This is a genomic window from Flammeovirga sp. AWQ4_249, assembly GCF_056161045.1.
Window position 1 is genome coordinate 70,021 of sequence record NZ_JBSWYJ010000017.1, and the last position, 16,750, is coordinate 86,770.

At 31.4% G+C, this 16,750-nt stretch carries 15 protein-coding genes; 6 read left to right on the plus strand and 9 right to left on the minus strand.

The window, feature by feature from the left end; genetic code table 11:
* Positions 1–40: 40 nt before the first annotated feature.
* From ACXAHM_RS13990 to ACXAHM_RS14010, 5 genes are all read right to left on the minus strand, one after another.
* Positions 41–949, minus strand: coding sequence for an Rpn family recombination-promoting nuclease/putative transposase (locus ACXAHM_RS13990; RefSeq protein ID WP_474961070.1), 909 nt, complete (start codon positions 947–949; stop codon positions 41–43).
* Between the two features lie 262 nt (positions 950–1,211).
* Positions 1,212–1,511, minus strand: coding sequence for a DUF1493 family protein (locus ACXAHM_RS13995; protein ID WP_474961071.1), 300 nt, complete (start codon positions 1,509–1,511; stop codon positions 1,212–1,214).
* A complete protein-coding gene (locus ACXAHM_RS14000) occupies positions 1,504–2,523 on the minus strand; it encodes an RHS repeat-associated core domain-containing protein (RefSeq protein WP_474961072.1) in 1,020 nt (339 codons plus the stop codon). Before ACXAHM_RS14000 ends, ACXAHM_RS13995 begins: the two co-directional genes overlap by 8 nt.
* Before the next feature lie 522 nt (positions 2,524–3,045).
* Entirely contained in the window at positions 3,046–4,089 is a 1,044-nt protein-coding gene (locus ACXAHM_RS14005) for a hypothetical protein (protein ID WP_474961073.1), read from the minus strand.
* A 172-nt stretch (positions 4,090–4,261) separates the two neighbouring features.
* On the minus strand, positions 4,262–5,302 hold the full coding sequence (locus ACXAHM_RS14010; protein WP_474961074.1) for a hypothetical protein: 1,041 nt from the start codon (positions 5,300–5,302) through the stop codon (positions 4,262–4,264).
* Between the two features lie 223 nt (positions 5,303–5,525).
* Between ACXAHM_RS14010 and ACXAHM_RS14015 the strand changes: the two genes are divergently transcribed.
* From ACXAHM_RS14015 to ACXAHM_RS14040, 6 genes are all read left to right on the plus strand, one after another.
* On the plus strand, positions 5,526–8,768 hold the full coding sequence (locus tag ACXAHM_RS14015; RefSeq protein WP_474961075.1) for a S41 family peptidase: 3,243 nt from the start codon (positions 5,526–5,528) through the stop codon (positions 8,766–8,768).
* A 152-nt stretch (positions 8,769–8,920) separates the two neighbouring features.
* Positions 8,921–11,422 (plus strand): hypothetical protein, encoded by a 2,502-nt coding sequence (locus tag ACXAHM_RS14020; protein ID WP_474961076.1) that lies wholly within the window; start codon positions 8,921–8,923, stop codon positions 11,420–11,422.
* Positions 11,423–11,522: 100 nt separating this feature from the next.
* Positions 11,523–11,669 (plus strand): hypothetical protein, encoded by a 147-nt coding sequence (locus tag ACXAHM_RS14025; RefSeq protein ID WP_474961077.1) that lies wholly within the window; start codon positions 11,523–11,525, stop codon positions 11,667–11,669.
* 140 nt (positions 11,670–11,809) lie between these two features.
* Positions 11,810–12,511: a CatA-like O-acetyltransferase gene (locus ACXAHM_RS14030; protein WP_474961078.1), complete on the plus strand. Its 702-nt coding sequence runs from the start codon at positions 11,810–11,812 to the stop codon at positions 12,509–12,511.
* A 204-nt stretch (positions 12,512–12,715) separates the two neighbouring features.
* The gene (locus ACXAHM_RS14035; RefSeq protein WP_474961079.1) at positions 12,716–13,273 is read left to right on the plus strand and encodes an outer membrane beta-barrel protein; all 558 of its coding nucleotides are present in this window, start codon (positions 12,716–12,718) and stop codon (positions 13,271–13,273) included.
* Positions 13,274–13,348: 75 nt separating this feature from the next.
* Positions 13,349–14,311 (plus strand): AraC family transcriptional regulator, encoded by a 963-nt coding sequence (locus tag ACXAHM_RS14040; protein ID WP_474961080.1) that lies wholly within the window; start codon positions 13,349–13,351, stop codon positions 14,309–14,311.
* Between the two features lie 138 nt (positions 14,312–14,449).
* Here the strand turns inward: ACXAHM_RS14040 and ACXAHM_RS14045 are convergent, their stop codons facing one another.
* The 4 genes from ACXAHM_RS14045 to ACXAHM_RS14060 all read right to left on the minus strand — a co-directional run bounded on the left by ACXAHM_RS14045 (position 14,450) and on the right by ACXAHM_RS14060 (position 16,703).
* On the minus strand, positions 14,450–14,608 hold the full coding sequence (locus tag ACXAHM_RS14045) for a hypothetical protein (protein ID WP_474961081.1): 159 nt from the start codon (positions 14,606–14,608) through the stop codon (positions 14,450–14,452).
* Positions 14,609–14,718: 110 nt separating this feature from the next.
* Complete coding sequence (locus ACXAHM_RS14050; RefSeq protein ID WP_474961082.1) at positions 14,719–15,261, minus strand: sigma-70 family RNA polymerase sigma factor; 543 nt, start codon at positions 15,259–15,261, stop codon at positions 14,719–14,721.
* A gap of 121 nt (positions 15,262–15,382) precedes the next feature.
* Positions 15,383–15,733: a DUF6984 family protein gene (locus tag ACXAHM_RS14055; RefSeq protein WP_474961083.1), complete on the minus strand. Its 351-nt coding sequence runs from the start codon at positions 15,731–15,733 to the stop codon at positions 15,383–15,385.
* An 82-nt stretch (positions 15,734–15,815) separates the two neighbouring features.
* Complete coding sequence (locus tag ACXAHM_RS14060) at positions 15,816–16,703, minus strand: bile acid:sodium symporter family protein (RefSeq protein ID WP_474961084.1); 888 nt, start codon at positions 16,701–16,703, stop codon at positions 15,816–15,818.
* Positions 16,704–16,750: the final 47 nt, after the last annotated feature.

Sequence of the window (16,750 nt, forward strand, 5' to 3'; positions counted from 1 at the left end):
TATTTCCTGAGTTAAAGATATCTTTTGTTGATTGGAAAGCTTATCCTTCTTTTGAGATTTCCTTTACCTCATCAATGGATAAGCCTGTTCCTTTAGCGACTTGCTCTAAGGATAAACCCATTTTTAGAAAGTTTTTTGCAGTTTCGATGGCTTTTTTCTTTTCTCCTTCTTTTAATCCTTCTTCTTTACCTACTTTCAATCCTTCTTCCTTACCTTCCTTTCTCCCTTTCTCTACAGCTGTTTCTAAAGTATTCAGGTAATCTCTAAAAATCTTAAGATCCTCTTCATATCTGAGCTGATCTTCTTTATCCAAGGCAGTAAATTCTGTAATGGCAAATACTTTTTTGAAGATGTATTCTTGATAGAATTTAGGGGCTTCAGTAAAGCTTTCTAGTCTATTTAAAATATAGATCCACTTGTCGAAATGGTTGGATAGTTCGCTTTCTGATTTTTTGAACTTTGGAAGTTCTAGATAGATAAATTTTAGTTTGTCGTAGAAAACTTCATTACGTTGATTTTTCAATTCAACCACATGATGAAAATCTTCTGATACATCAAATTTGAAATCCATCAAGCTAATAACATAGACGGCCTTTAATTCATATTTCCAACCTTTTCCGTCTGGTTGCCCCTTAGTGGCTTGTTCTTGAATAGGAAAAGTTGAATAGTATATCGTTCTGTCTTTGAAAAAAGTTTGATGTGCTCTTTGTAATTCAACAATAAACTTCTCACCCTTTTCATTCTCACAATATAAATCGAATATCGCTTTTCTATCGGTCTGATGTCCAGAAAATTTCTCAGACGACTTATATGTCAAATCATAAATCTTATCTTCCTCTGGTAAAACTGTATTCAAGAAATCAATAAGAATATCTTTATTCTGCTCTTCTCCGAATAACTTCTTAAAACCAAAGTCTGTAAAAGGATTAATGTATTTTGACGTTGCCATATTCTTTAATTTATATTTCTACAAAAATAAGAAGAGGAAAGGAATATCTGTGCTTTTTGGTGGGAATAATTGTTGAGATAAAGTATTCACTTTACAACAAGCCAATCTAGGTGGGTAGATTGGCTTGATTGTTTTAAGTTAGGAAACTTAAAAAATGGGATAGTTCGTAGTGGCGCCTGTGGCTTAACACGACGAACAGTTGGGTTACTCACAATTCAAGATTTAGGAATCTATACAGTTTGAGTAACACTCCCATATTTTATTAAAAATCAGGAGGGAACCATCTTGATTTATTAGCTACATTAATCAAATGTTGAATAGTAATCTTTTTTTTTTGGAAAAGATACATTTCTATATAGGTAGTTAATCCATGTTCTCCGTAAAAATAATCTTTTAACAAAAAACCATTCATATTGACTTTAAATTTATTTTTAAAATCAATCATCAATTTTTCTGCATCATAACCGATAAAATATTTATTCAAATTTATTTCCAAATTAGATACTTCAAATAAATTATCTGTTTCAAAAAATAAGATAACTTCTTTTCTTTTATCACTCATAATAATTATACATTATCTCTGTTGACCAAATTGTTCCAGCTCCAGTACCATACCATCTTCCATAATATGTTCCTAAATTCTTTGCAGGTCCAAATGGGGTCTTAGCAGATTTTATAGTCTGATTAATTCCCATCGATCTATACATTTTCGTAAGAATAGTAGAAGTGGTTAATGTTAATTTACTACCTCCCATAACAACTCTCTCTCCGACCCATTTCTTTGGTACCTTAGTAAATCCAGCTATTGTACCTATTTTTATTGGAACTGTATTCAATGTAGTTTCAACGAAAGCATCAGTTTTATCCCAACCTATTACAACTTCTCCATCAAGATGAGTATCATATTTATTAAATGTATTTAATGATTGAATCATCAAATACATACCATCAGCAGCTGTATAGAAAGATTTTTGGAATACATTTCCTTCTTTTTGATTTTCCCAAAAACTATTTTCATGTTGAGATAATTCTCCTGTATACCTATTTCCATTAATAGATTGATTACTATTCCAAAAGAAATTTTCTGAAACTGGGTTAAATTCGCCAAAACCATTACTTACCCACTTCTCATTACCATGCCATAAGTTATGCCAAAAGGTATCGTGTGAAGTATGTGACCAAGTGCCATCTGAATTATAATGCACTCTTTTTCTCCCATCAGGATCAATTCCATTCACAGGATTATTCCCCACACCAACATAACCACTCGCATACTGCCTAGCAGGATCCACAGCCATCCATCTACCAATAACAGGATCATAAGCTCTAGCCTCAAAGAAATTCCAACCAGTTTCCTTGTCTTCTTCAGCGAAATCACCTTGGTAACCAAATCTATAGCCTTCTCCACTTGAAGAAGATGCCATTTTGTGGCCATAAGGATAGTAATCTGTCCATTGGTTTCTTTGTAAGTTATTACCACTCCAAGCAGCAATTGCACGAACATTACCTAAATGATCTTTCAACTCATATACCTCCTGACTATTTGCATCATCCTCGGTATCGACTTTAAACATGCCAAGTCGAGATGCAGCGTAAATTGGTATTTCTTTTTGGTTTGTTGATGAAGGGTCAAATTCACTATTTTTGTAATTACCTTCATAAATACTTACAATATTACCAGAGGCATCACGTACGTAGAACGTCTTTCTACTATTTCCAGAGTTAAAGATATCTTATGTGGACCTGAAACATAAAATGTTGTTGTTATTTTTTCTAAAGTAGAGAATCCTATGATATAATCAGTGATTTCTCCATGAACATTATATGTTAAATCATGAGCTTGCAATTGAATAAGGTTTGTGATTACATCTGACTTATTTTGTTGAAGGAGTAACTTGTATACTTCCCTCTTGTAAACTATTCTATTCTTGTTAGAATAATTTAGCCTCATTATCATAGAATTGATACATTTTAATTAGCCAAAAAAGTATAATGTTACTAATAATATAAAAAATTCATTAATACCTAATAGTTGTATAATGCCAAAAGCCCCAATAATTATTCATTAATGAGGCTTTTAGTATTATGTAATTGACTTAGAAAGAATTACTCCCTCCTAATTGTCTTATTTTTCTTTTTTTATACAAACCAAATCGGTAATTATATGAGAATACCGCATTTACAAAGCCGCTCCCAATTGCTGTTTCTGCCCTAAACATATGCTTATTATTTAAGAAATAGGATACACCAATTATTGCTGCAAAGTTACTTTCCTTGTATTTATTGAAAGAATAGTAAATTTTATCTATTGACTCAAAACCTGCTGTTTTGTCTTGAAGTACGCTTACTGCTTCGTCAACAACCTTTTTCTGAGGGAATGATAAGTCACCATACCACTCATTATAACGTTCTTCAAGGTTATGTTTTGCATTTTGTACAGTTTCATTATTCAAGAAATTTTTAATTTTATCAGTTTTAATAGAACCTAGAGTATAAGGTGACATATGTTGGTATTGCAGACCAAAAGTAGGTGCAATATGTCCATGATCTCCTACCTTAAAATTTCTCCCGAATCGTACTGATATAATTTGTGATTTTGTAAGGTTTTCAACTGCTTTACTATCAGACCAACTAAAGTTAAAATTAGATGCCATAAACCAATTATTCCAGCCATAAGCAGTCGTAAACCCAAAACCATATGTTTCTGTTTCTGGCTTAGTATTAATAGGAAAATTTAATGGAGCGGTAATTTGTGTGGAACTATTCGCAAATGAATAGGCGTAATTACCATAGATATTTAAAAAAGGCAAAACCCAAAGGTCTAAACGTACATTATAGGCCATCACTTCTGAATGAGTTGGTGAAAATCCAACAAATGACATATCCTTAAGGTTATTAGGATCAGTACCCATTTTAAAATTATCGATATAGATATTATTTTGTTGGTAGGCATAGTTAAACATTAATCCTGTTGGTATAGGTACACTATGTCCTGCACGTTTAATTTTTCCTGCCATAGCTGGAAAAAGGTACTCTGTGCTATCAATAACTGAATGTTTCGTTGCAACAAAATTATTTTGAGCGTTTGTCCTCAGTGTAGAAAATAAAATAACTAATAGTAAAAAGATTGTGTTTTTCATTGTGTTAATAACTTAATTGTAGATGATAGATTAATCATTACAAAAGTCGTTGAAACTCAATCTTTTTTGTGGTAAATATTTTATTTGAATTAGTAGATTTTCTTTTTTATGCGAATAAACACTCTTTCAAGTGTCTATTCGCATTATATTATTAAGATAAAGGTTATTCATATTAGAAGCTAGAGCTTCCACCTAGTTGTCTTTTCTTTCTTTTTTTATATAATCCAAAGCGGTAATTATAAGTGAATGCAGCATTTAAATAACCGTTACCTACCGCTGTTTCCACTCTAAACATATGTCTGTTTTTGTAGAAATAAGATACACCTACTAAACCAGCAAAGTTATTTAATTTATACTTATTGAAAGAATAGTAAATTTTTTCAGGTACTTCCACATTTTCTAATCTACCTCTAACTGCACCAATTGCACTATCTACAATTTTACGTTGAGCAAATGGTAGATCATTGTACCAGTTATCATATTTATTGTGTAGATTTTCTTTAGCACCTTGAACAGCATCATTGTCTAAAAACTCATGTATTTTAGCAGTTTTAATTGAACCTACTGAGTAAGGTGACATATTTTGGTATTGTACACCTATTGATGGAGCAATATGACCATGTTCCCCTACTTTGAAGCTTCGACCAAAACGAACAGAGAAGATCTGAGACTTAGTTGTTGTTTCTAAAGCTTGGTTATTAGACCATGTAAAGTTAAAGTTAGCTGCCATAAACCAGTTATTCCAACCATAAGCAGTAGTAAAACCAAAACCATAACTTTCTGTTTCAGGATGTGTAATTACTGGAAAATTTAATGGATCTGTAATTTGCACCGAACCATTAGTAGTACTATACGCATAATTACCATATACATTTAAAAATGGTAAAACCCACATATCAAGTCTTACATTATATGCCATTGTTTCTGAATGCGCTGGAGAGAAACCTACAAAATCCATATTATGCATATTGTTTAGATCTGTACCCATTTTAAAATCTTCTAATCTAATATTTGATTGTTGGTATACATAATTAAACATGATGCCTGTTGGCATCGGTACTGTATGTCCTGCTTTTTTTACTTTTGCTGCCATGGCAGGAAATAAAAATTCAGTACTATCTGGATCGTAGTTACGATGAGATGGATAAACATTTTGAGCAAATGAAATTAGATTTGTCAAAATAAATAGCGTTAATAAAGAAAGCTTTTTCATAATTGTGTGTTGTGTTGTTGTTTTAATGTGATACAAATGTCCGCCTTCTTTAAAAAAAATATTGGTAAAAAAAATTCTATAGTTAGTAAATAAGCAACAATGTTGTATAAACCTTTTGTTTTTTTGTATAAATATATCTTTTTCATCAAAATTCATTCATAACTTATTTTTTATTAAGTTCACATTGGTGTCAAGAACAAACAACCATTTATAAATTTTTAAAATGAAAAAAACATTACTCCTCTCCCTATTTTTGGTATTAGGGAATCTAACTTTTGCGCAAACTCCATTATGGATGAGATACCCATCAATTTCTCCAGATGGTAAACAAATTGTTTTTTCTTATCAAGGTGATCTTTTTATTGTTGATGCAATAGGTGGAAATGCAAGATCTCTTACACAACATGTAGCACATGATTATGCTCCCGTTTGGAGCCCAGATAGTAAAACGGTAGCTTTTGCTTCTGATAGACATGGTAATTTCGATGTTTTTAGTATCGATGTAACAGGTGGTATGGCTAAACGTCTTACCTATCATTCCAAAAATGAGGTTCCATCCTCTTTTACTCCTGATGGAAAAAATGTATTATTTTCTGCTGTAATTTTAGATGCTCAAAAAAGTGCTCAATTTCCATATGGTCGATTACCTGAATTATATAGTGTAGATTTAGAAGGAGGAAGACCTAATCAAATACTTACCATTTCAGCGGTTAATGCTTCTTATAATTCTGATCAGTCAAAGATTTTATATCAAGATATTAAAGGGTACGAAGATAACTGGAGGAAACATCATACTTCATCTGTAACCAGAGATTTATGGGTGTATGATGTTAATACTAAAAAACACACACAAATTTCTACTTTTAAAGGAGAAGATCAATATCCTAATTTTTATAAGGGAGATGATCATTTTGTATATACAAGTGAAGAAGATGGGACATTAAATGTTTGGATGGCAAATATTGATGGATCTAATAAAAAACAATTGACAAAACTTCAAAAGCACCCTGTCCGATTTTTGACTGTTGCTAAAAACGGGTTGATGTGTTTTTCATATGATGGAGAAATCTATACTTTAAAAGAAGGAGAAGAACCTAAAAAAATTGAGATCAAAGTTTTAAACGATACTAAAGTCAATAATATTACTTTCCAAAAAAAATCCAGTGGTGGTCGTGGACTTGCTGTAAGTCCTAATGGTAAAGAAATGGCTTTTATTCTAAGAGGTGACGTATTTGTAACTTCAGTAACTTATGGTACCACTGTTCAAATTACTAAAACTCCAGAACAAGAAAGATCAGTAAGTTTCTCTCCTGATGGTAGAAAATTAGTTTATGCTGGTGAAAGAAATGGTTCATGGAATATTTATACTTCTGAATTAGAGAATAAATCTGATTTGTATTTTATTAATGCTACTTCAATAGTAGAAAAGGTAGTTACTGATAAAGCTGAAGAGGAATTTCAACCAATGTGGTCTCCTAAGGGTGACGAAATAGCATTCTTAGAGGAACGTACTACTTTAAAAGTTATAAATCTTGATAGTAAAAAAGAGAGAGTTATTTTACCTGGAAGCTACAACTATTCTTATTCAGATGGTGATCAAGCATATGATTGGTCTCCTGATGGCAAATGGTTTGCAGTGCAATATTCTCCTAATTTATGGACAAGTACTGACATTGCTTTGGTAGATGCAGCAGGAACGCAAAATATTATTAATCTAACACAAAGCGGCTATAACTCTAGTAATCCTAAATTTGCAATGGACGGCAAAGCTATCATTTTTGCTAATGACCGATACGGTTACAGAAGTCATGGTAGTTGGGGAGCCGAAGATGATATTTTTGCTTTATTCTTAACAAAAAATGCTTATGATGAATTCCAATTATCAAAAGAAGAATATGAATTGTTAGAAGAAGTAAGAAAAGAAGAGGAAAAAGCAAATAAAGAAAAGGAAGACGAGTCTAAAAACAATAAGAAAAAGAAGAAGTCTAAAACGGATGATGATAAAGAAGAGGAAAAAGATTTAGTCATAGACTTTGATGGTTTACAGGATCGTATTTTAAGATTAACCATTAATTCTTCTTTTACTTCTGATATGTTACTCACAAAAGATGGAAGTAAACTCTATTATATGTCAAGTTTTGAAGGTGGTTACGATTTATGGGCTAAAGATATTCGTAAAAATCAGACAAAATTAGTATTAAAATTATCTGGATATGGAGGTAACCTTCAGTTTGATAAGGATCACAAGAATATCTTCTTTAATTCCAATGGCAAATTTGCCAAAATGGACGTAAAGAGTGATAAAAAATCAAATATATCTTATTCTGCCTCTTATTATTTAAATGCATCAGCAGAAAGAGCGTACTTATTTGAGCATGTTTGGAGACAAGTTCAGAAGAAGTTTTATGATCCTAATATTCATGGTTTAGACTGGGGATATTACAAAGAATCTTATGCTAAATTTTTACCTTATATTTCTAATAATTACGACTTTTCAGAGATGTTGAGTGAAATGTTAGGGGAATTAAATGCCTCTCATACAGGTTGTAGATTCTATCCTTCGAGTAGTAATGGAGATAATACGGCAACTTTAGCAGCATTTTATAATCCAAATTATTCTGGAGATGGATTAGAAATCATCGAAGTTGTAGAAGGTGGTACTTTACAAAATATTGAAAAAGAAATCCTTCCTGGAATGATTATTAAAGCTATTGATGGTCAAAAAATTACTTCTGGAGCGGATTACTATCAATTATTAAATCATAAAACCAATACTCCTACTCATTTAACTATTTTAGATCCTTCAACTAAAAAGGATTTTAAGGTTATAGTAAAACCAATTTCTCAAGGAGCATTATCTAATCTTTTATATAAACGTTGGGTAAAACAAAGAGAAAAAGAAACAGAAGAGGCTTCAAATGGAAAAGTGGGTTATGTACACGTTAGAGGTATGAATAGTTCATCTTTCAGAACTGTCTATTCAGAAGCTTTAGGTAAAAATTACAACAAAGAATCATTAATTGTAGATACAAGATTTAATGGTGGTGGTTGGTTACATGACGATTTAGTGACTTTCCTAAGTGGTAAAGTATATGCACAATTTGCTCCAAGAGATCAAAAATTTGGTACAGAACCTATCAATAAGTGGTCTAAACCTTCAGCTGTATTAGCTTCGGAAGGTAATTATTCAGACGCACATGCATTCCCATATGCTTATCAGACTTTAGGCATTGGAAAAATTGTGGGTATGCCTGTTCCAGGTACAATGACTGCTGTTTGGTGGGAACGTTTACAGGATCCTTCTCTTGTTTTTGGTATTCCTCAAGTAGGCGTAAAAGACATGAATGGTAAGTATTTGGAAAACCAACAAATTGAGCCTGATGTCAAAATAGCACAGGACAAAGAGATTGTTGTAAATGGAATAGATCAGCAGTTGAGAAAAGCTGTAGATGAACTTCTAAAATAATCTAAAATATTTAATTTTTCATAAAGGTTACCTTAATTATTGATTTAGGGTAGCCTTTTTTTGACTTAATGGACAATATTATTTGATTCACAATAAGAATGCTATATTTTGTGTGAAATATCCAATTAGAAGACTTAACAAACTCTATACAAGTGAAAAACTATCGACTACTTGGGGGATTAACCCTAATCTTGTCTTGTCTATTTTTATTTAGCTGGGACAATATTACCTCTATCGATCAACTAATAAAGACTATCAATGATAATAATGAGATCAAAAGAAATGATGCCATTTATGTGCATACAGATAAACCTTATTATATCGCTGGTGAAAATTTATGGTTTAAGGTATATTTAAGAAAAAAATATACTCTCCTACCTACAAAATGGAGTAAAGGTGTCAATGTTGAATTAATTGATCCAAATGGAGAAATTATTGACAAAAGAAAAATTTATGCTGTAGATGAATACAGTAATGGAGATTTTAAATTAAGTACCAAATTAGAAGAAGGACGCTACCGCTTAAGAGCCTATACAAACTGGATGAGAAATTTTGGCGATAGTACATTCTTTAGTCAAGAAATCAATGTTTATCAAATCAATCCAGATTCTTTAAGACAAGATCAACCTATTTTATCAGGTGAAAATAATACTGATACAAATGATCAGGTGAGTAACCGTCGTCAAAAATATGATCTGCAGTTTTTCCCGGAAAGTGGCCAATTTATAAGTGGTGTTTCTACTAAATTTGGTGTTAAACTTGTTAATCAAAGTGGCTTCGGTGAAGAATTTACTGCAAAAGTATTTAACCAAAATGGCAATCATATTTCTGATGTAAAAGGAAATCATTTAGGGATGGGTAGTACATTTATCAATGGTGTTGTTGGGGACACATACTATGCTATTCTTGATAGAGATACTGTCTATTCTAAACCTGAGAAGTATGCTCTACCTCAGTTAAAAGAAAAAGGCACAACATTATTCGTCATTAATAATAAAAAACTTTACATAAAGATTATTTCAACGGATGATGCATTAAAAAATGGTGGTCATTTAATTGCTTCTTCGAATAATAAAGTAATTTATTCATGGAACTGTCCTCCTAATGCAAAGTTAATTCCGATTAAAATGCCGTTGGATAAAGTTTCAAATGGTATCATAAAGTTGACTTTATTGAATAAAGAACTTAATCCAATTGTTGAGAGAGTTGTTTTTAATTATACACCACAAAATATCGATATAAGTTTAGACAAGGATACATATAAGAAAAGAGAGCGTGTTGAATTAAATATTAATTTAAAAGATACAGAAGGTAATCCTCTTACAGGCGATGCATCAGTGGCTATTGTAGATAAGAAACTTGTTGACTTAAATCAAAAGAAAAATAATATTATTACAGAACTTATTTTATCTGATGAATTAAAAGGTCATATCGAAAACCCTACTTGGTACTTTGAAGATTTTTCTACAAAAAAGAAATTTGCACTTGATGAACTTATGTTAACGCAAGGCTATCGAAAAATTGATTGGATAAAAGAAGCTACGGATAGTCTTGATATTAATTTTATTCCTGAACCAGGTATTTCTATCAGAGGTAAGACAAGTAACTTCTGGAACGAAGATAAATTATTAAAGTCTGAAATCTCAATGACTTCTTTCGATAATAATTTAATTCATGAATCTACTTTAACGGATGATAAAGGATCATTCACTTTTACAGGAATGGTATTTTTTGATACTACAAACTTCTTTTTCCAGGCAAAGAAATACAATGATAGACGTAAAAAGGTGACGAATAATAATTCTGTAAAGATCTCATTATTTGAATTAGAACCACCAATGATTTCTCCACTAGCGGATGAAAAAATCAATACACCAAATGCGAATTCACTCGCTGATTTTGAGAAAGAAATCTTAAAAATAGAGAAAATTGATAGAGCTTTTAATACAAAAACGATCATCTTAGACGAAATTGAAATCACTGAAGCTGCTGAAGAACCTGAACAGTTCCAACATTCTTCAAAAGTTCATTCTAATTATAGAGCTCGATTTGTCCCTGATTCTTTAGGATATGCTCAAGGTATGACTGTATGGCAATTTCTTCAACAAGAGTTTAGAACAGCTCAAATCCTAAGACGATCTGGCAATATTAATGGTACAGTAAGTGTTGATGAAGAAGGAAATGACATTGTATCTGATCCAGATGAACTTCCTGTAATCCTTGATGGTTTCCAAGTTGACATGACAATTCTACAGTCGATGCAAATGTCTCAAGTTGGTTTTATTGATGTTTTAGATATGTCAGAAGGAAGTATGTACTTGCCAAATTCTACCAACGGTGTAATTGCTATTTATACTCAGCAAGGTGGTGGCGGTTCTTATATTGTAAAAGGAATTGACAATATTAAATCTCCTGGCTTCTATACTAGCCGTGAATTTTATCAACCAAAATATGATGTTGCTAAAGATGAACATGCTAAACCTGATCATAGAATTACATTATTATGGGAACCAAATGTAACTTTTGATGCTTCAGGAAATGCTAAATTATCATTTTACACAGATGATAAAAACACTGAATATCAACTAGAAGTAGAAGGAATTTCTTCTAATGGTACTGCATTTTCTAAGAAATTGACATTTGAAAATAATTAATGTGTTAACAGATTGAAATGATCTCAACTTAAATTAAATGATGGCGTCTGTTAAAAAAGATAAACTAGTCTTTTACTATAAAAATATTAAAACAATCGTCATGAAAGATATTTTAGATATATTCAAATCAGCTGTCGTTATCGTTGGAACATTAACTGTAATTTTAGCAGGTATTCATTTTGGATTAGGTCAAAATAGTAATCCATTACATGAAGTTCCACAGACACATGTCTACACAGGAGAATAGTTTAAAACAATAGTGTATATAAATTAAAAGCTATATCATATTATATGATATAGCTTTTTGTATTTATTTACATTTTAAGAATTTATGGAAGTAAAAGTTTGATGTTTTTTTGAGATATTTACAACCTAAATTTTTAATAAATGGAAAAAGCAGAATTACTAAAGCGTTTTGGTGGTAAAAAAATTAATATGGATGAAGTGAGTTCTTATGAACAATGGTCACTTGATTTCTTTCACCAAAAAGATATTGTAAGGGAACCAAATTTACAAATGACCCTTCAGGTAAATATAACGAAGGGACTTCAATATTATCAAGGAAATCTTAAGCATTTAGAAGGAGCATCTTTTACAGCCTATTTGATGTGGGTACTTGTAGAAGCGATGAAAAAACATCCCTATTTTAGATATAGAAAAATAGAAGATGAATGGTATATCTTTGATAATCTACCCGTATTCTCTCCTATCGCTGTTGGTGGAGCAACACGTTTTACGGAAATAATGGTAGAAGATCCTGCTAAATCTGATATAGCTACATTTTTCAAAAACTATAGAGCACATGTCGATAAAGCATTCAATAGAGATGCTGACTTCGCTCCTCTTCCTGTTTTAGTTTGGGCTTCAGCACATTTTATTGGTAATCTTCCAAATTTACAGTTTACCAGTTTTCAATTACATGCGTCTGCATTAGATTCTGCTAGACCTTACTTCTATTTTGGAAAACGATATCAGCAAGGTGATGATTCTCTTATTCCATTGTCAATAACATTTGATCATTCAAATCTTGATCCATTTGTACTTTCAGCTTTTATGGAAGATTTTGAAAAAATATTAAATCAACAATAATAATAAAGGTAACATTTATGTTACCTTTTTTTACGATATATATCCATGTGCATTATGTTATATGACATGTGTAAAATCTTTCTTTATCGAATTTAATTAAATTTTTGAAAGAACAATTAGTACTATAAGTATGTATTTGATGTAACCCTATAGAATATTCATAACTTGCTGATACAATGTTTATTAACTAGTTAATTTTTAGTTATGAAAAAGTTACTATTACCAATTTTATTAATCTCATTTTTTGTTTTTTCATCTAATTTTGAAGCTCAAGCCCAATCGTTTAGAATTGGTGGCGGTGTAGGTAATACATTCGCAGACATCAATCTAAAGAATGCTACTGATGACGTAGAACTTAGCGATAATGCTCTTGCATGGAAAGTCTATGCCGGTATTGGAAAGAAATTTTTAAGTATCGAAGGTGGTTATCGTTCACTCGGTAATATCAAAGGTAAAGATGGTGCAAATACCATTGAGTCTAAAATAACAGGTTGGGATGTTGCCTTAAGAGGTAAGATTCAAATTGGACCAATCTTCGGTTATGCAAAAGCTGGTGCTTTTTGGTCTAAATCTGAAAATTCAGGAGGATATGAAGATGAAAAAAGTACTGACTTCTTATGGGGTGTTGGTGCTGGTATAATCTTAGCAGAAAGACTTGAACTTAAGTTAGAATGGGAAGCTATGAATTTAAGTAGCGACCGTCATTTATCTACTTTAGGTATTACAGCTGGTTTATATATCGGCGGTGGAGATGATAAATAATAAATCTTCATAGAAAATATTCTATTGGCCTGTAATGTAAAAAATTACAGGTCTTTTTCATTTTTAAAAATACTCATGGAAATAGCTTTAAAAGTTTTAAGTAATTGGAATAAATTCTTTAGCGGAAAAATTGAAGGTAATACACTTACATTTGATAATGAAATCGGAAAAGGCACTGTAGATTTTCATAGTCATTTTCCATCTGTACAAGTGATAAGAATGAGAGTCAATTTAAAAAATGACTTGGAAATTATAGGAAATGAATTTGATACGGATAGAAGTTATTTACCCATTTTCATAGGTGAGCCATTTAATAAAAAAGAAGTAGGCATAGATTCTTATGTGGAAGATAATATTACGTTTACTTCAGGAGCAGCATTTACAACAAATGATGAAAATAATTTATTTGTGAAAATCAGTAAAAATAGAGATGCAAATCTGATGATTATTCGTTTGAAGGACGATTATTTTTATCAATATGTCAATAAGAATGAGAAGCTTAAAATTCTTTTCCCAAAGGATAAGCCATTCTATGTTTATGAAGAATTTAGTGCCTCAATGAGTAGTGTCTATATGCGATTTATCAATATTGATGATGAATACGATTATATTGAAGAATTAGTTCATTCTATTGGAGTGCACATCGCGGCTTTGTTTTTTTCTATTATCGCTAAAAGACAGATTAGTGGTGAAGAAAATAAATATCCAATGCACGCTAAGCCCGTGATCAAAGCAAGAAATATATTGAGAGACAATCCAACTTCAAATTATTCAATTGATGATATTTGTAAAGAAGTGGGTATGAGTAGCAGCCGATTAAGATCGCTTTTTAAACAAATTTTTGGTGTCACTATACATCAATATATCTTAGATTTAAAACTAGATGTAGCAAAGCAGTTATTATTAGAAAATGAGAAAGCGAATTTTATGATCGCCACTGAATTAGGATTTTCTAGCTCTAGCCATTTTACAACTGCTTTTAAAAAGAAATTTAATAGTACTCCAAAAGAATTTAAGAATAAGTATAAAAAAAAATAAACACCTAGAACTACGAATTCTAAGTGTTTAAATTTTATTACTACTAGCAATAATTAGGAGGGCAACATCCTGAAATTTGACTGCTATCTATATCAATTTTATTCAATGGAGTAGCTTTAGGCTTACAAGCACAAGAATCTACTGTTTCTTTAGTACATTCGCAGGTGCATTTCCCCTCTTCGCATTTGCAATCACAGTTACATTCTTTACCATCTTTTGTAGTACAAACACATTTTCCATTTTCATCACACGTACATGTACAGCAATCGCAATTACAGTTGCACTGATTATTTTCACAACATTTTACTTCTTTCTCACTCATGATAACTTTATTATTAGTGGTTTAAATCATTTTCACCCCTATAGACGGAGTGTTGAAAAAAAGACGCAAAATTTAAATAGTATTTTTAGTGACAATTACCTGATTTACAATCAAAAGAAATATTTCCAAATCCATCATCAATTTGAGTACAACAAGTTTCAAAAGAATATTTTAATTGTTCCCTTCCTCTTTGTATTCTAGATTTAACTGTTGAGTAGGAAAGTTTATTTGTTAATGCATAATCTTTTTGAGACACTTTATTATAAGTGACTTTCATCAAAATATCTTGATATTTTTCTGGTAATTGTAATATAAAAGGTTTGACACAGGCTTCACAAGCTTGAAGATTTTCTTCTGTGTCATCATATTCGTCTGGTAAATCACTTTTTGCTAAATCAATAGAAACATCTTGTTTTCTTTTACGATAAAAATCTATGATAGCATTTCTTGTAATCTGATAAATCCAACTCCCTAAAACTTTCTCATTCTTAAGCGTATCTTTCTTTTCATGTATTTTAATAAATACATCCTGTAAGATATCATCTACTACATCCTTTTCATTCACTTTTGATCTGATAAAACCATGAAGTTCTTGATGAAAAGCATTCCAAATTTGTTGTGTCTCCATTTGCCTTTGTCTTTTCCACTATAGACGAATATACTTTAAAAAAGACGCAAAAAAGAGGTAGATTAAAGTATATTAATTGAATAATATCTTCTATCTACCTCTTTAACTGTGGATTATATATTTAAATCATTCCATTATTATTAAAAATTACAACCGTTTCAGGTGTAGGGTACGTTTTCAATGGAGAAAAGTCTTTTTTCCAAAAATCCATATCTAATAGTTCGTTATTCTCATTTATAGTAAGACTAATAACCATTGGTACACCATCACTATCTTTATACAAAACCTGTACGTGATCTTTTTTATATGGTGCCTTTTCCGGTGAAGTAAAATTTATACTCCCCATATTGACGTCTCCATATTCTTCGACCAATGTTGGAATCTCAAATGTTTCATTATTATCACCACCAAGTGAAATTAGATGTTTTACTAGAACCAATTCTTCTTCTCTTGCTTCTCTTCTCTTACTCATAATCCTAAATTTTTACGAAAGATAAAAAAATAACCTCTTGAAGTAAATTCCAAGAGGTTATAATTATGAGATGTTAAAAGACTTACTTTGTTTTTAAAACTTGTAAATCTTTTTCTTTTACATTTTTTCTAGAAAATAAGAAGATCACAGCACCCGAAGTAAAGAACATAATTAATGAATATACTCCAGCAGCTATAGATAGATCGACTCTACCCATAATACCTATTGCAATTGTAATAGCCATAGTACCATTTTGGATACCAGTTTCAATGGCAATAGAAGTAGCTTGTGGTGTTTTTAGTCTAGCCAATTTTGCTACGACAAAACCAAGACTCATTGTACATACATTTAGTAAAAGCGTAGCAATTCCTGCTTGAGAGAAGTACGCAATTACATTATCTCTTTCTTTCACAACGATTCCGACAATCATGACAACCAAGATGACAGCTGAAGCTATCCTAGTAGGTTTAGCCATTTTCTCTGCAAAATTAGGTAAGAATTTACGAATGCTCATTCCTAAAATGATCGGAATGATAGAAACAATCATAATCTTTTTTATTGTTTCAGGAACATCCAAAAGAATTGATTGATCCTGACTTAAGAAAAATTCTGAACCTAAATTGATCACAAAAGGGATTGTAAGAATTGTTACGAAACTACTAACAGCAGTTAAAGTAACCGATAAAGCGGTATCTCCATTGGCTAAATGTGTAATCAAATTAGACGTTGGACCTCCAGGACATGCCGATAAAATGATTAAACCTAAAGCAATAAATGATGGTAAGGCTAAGTAATAAGCAATACCAAAAGCGATTAGTGGCAAACAAACCAACTGTAAAACCAAACCGATTAATACAGCCCAAGGTTTCTTAAGAATACGTTTAAAATCTTCTGGAACTAAAGATAGTCCCATTCCCAACATAATGACAGCTAATGCTAGTCCCAACAGCAGTGTACTAGTTTCATTCATAATAGTTCGAGTGAGTAGTAGTTAAAAAAGTTACATTTCAACCCGAA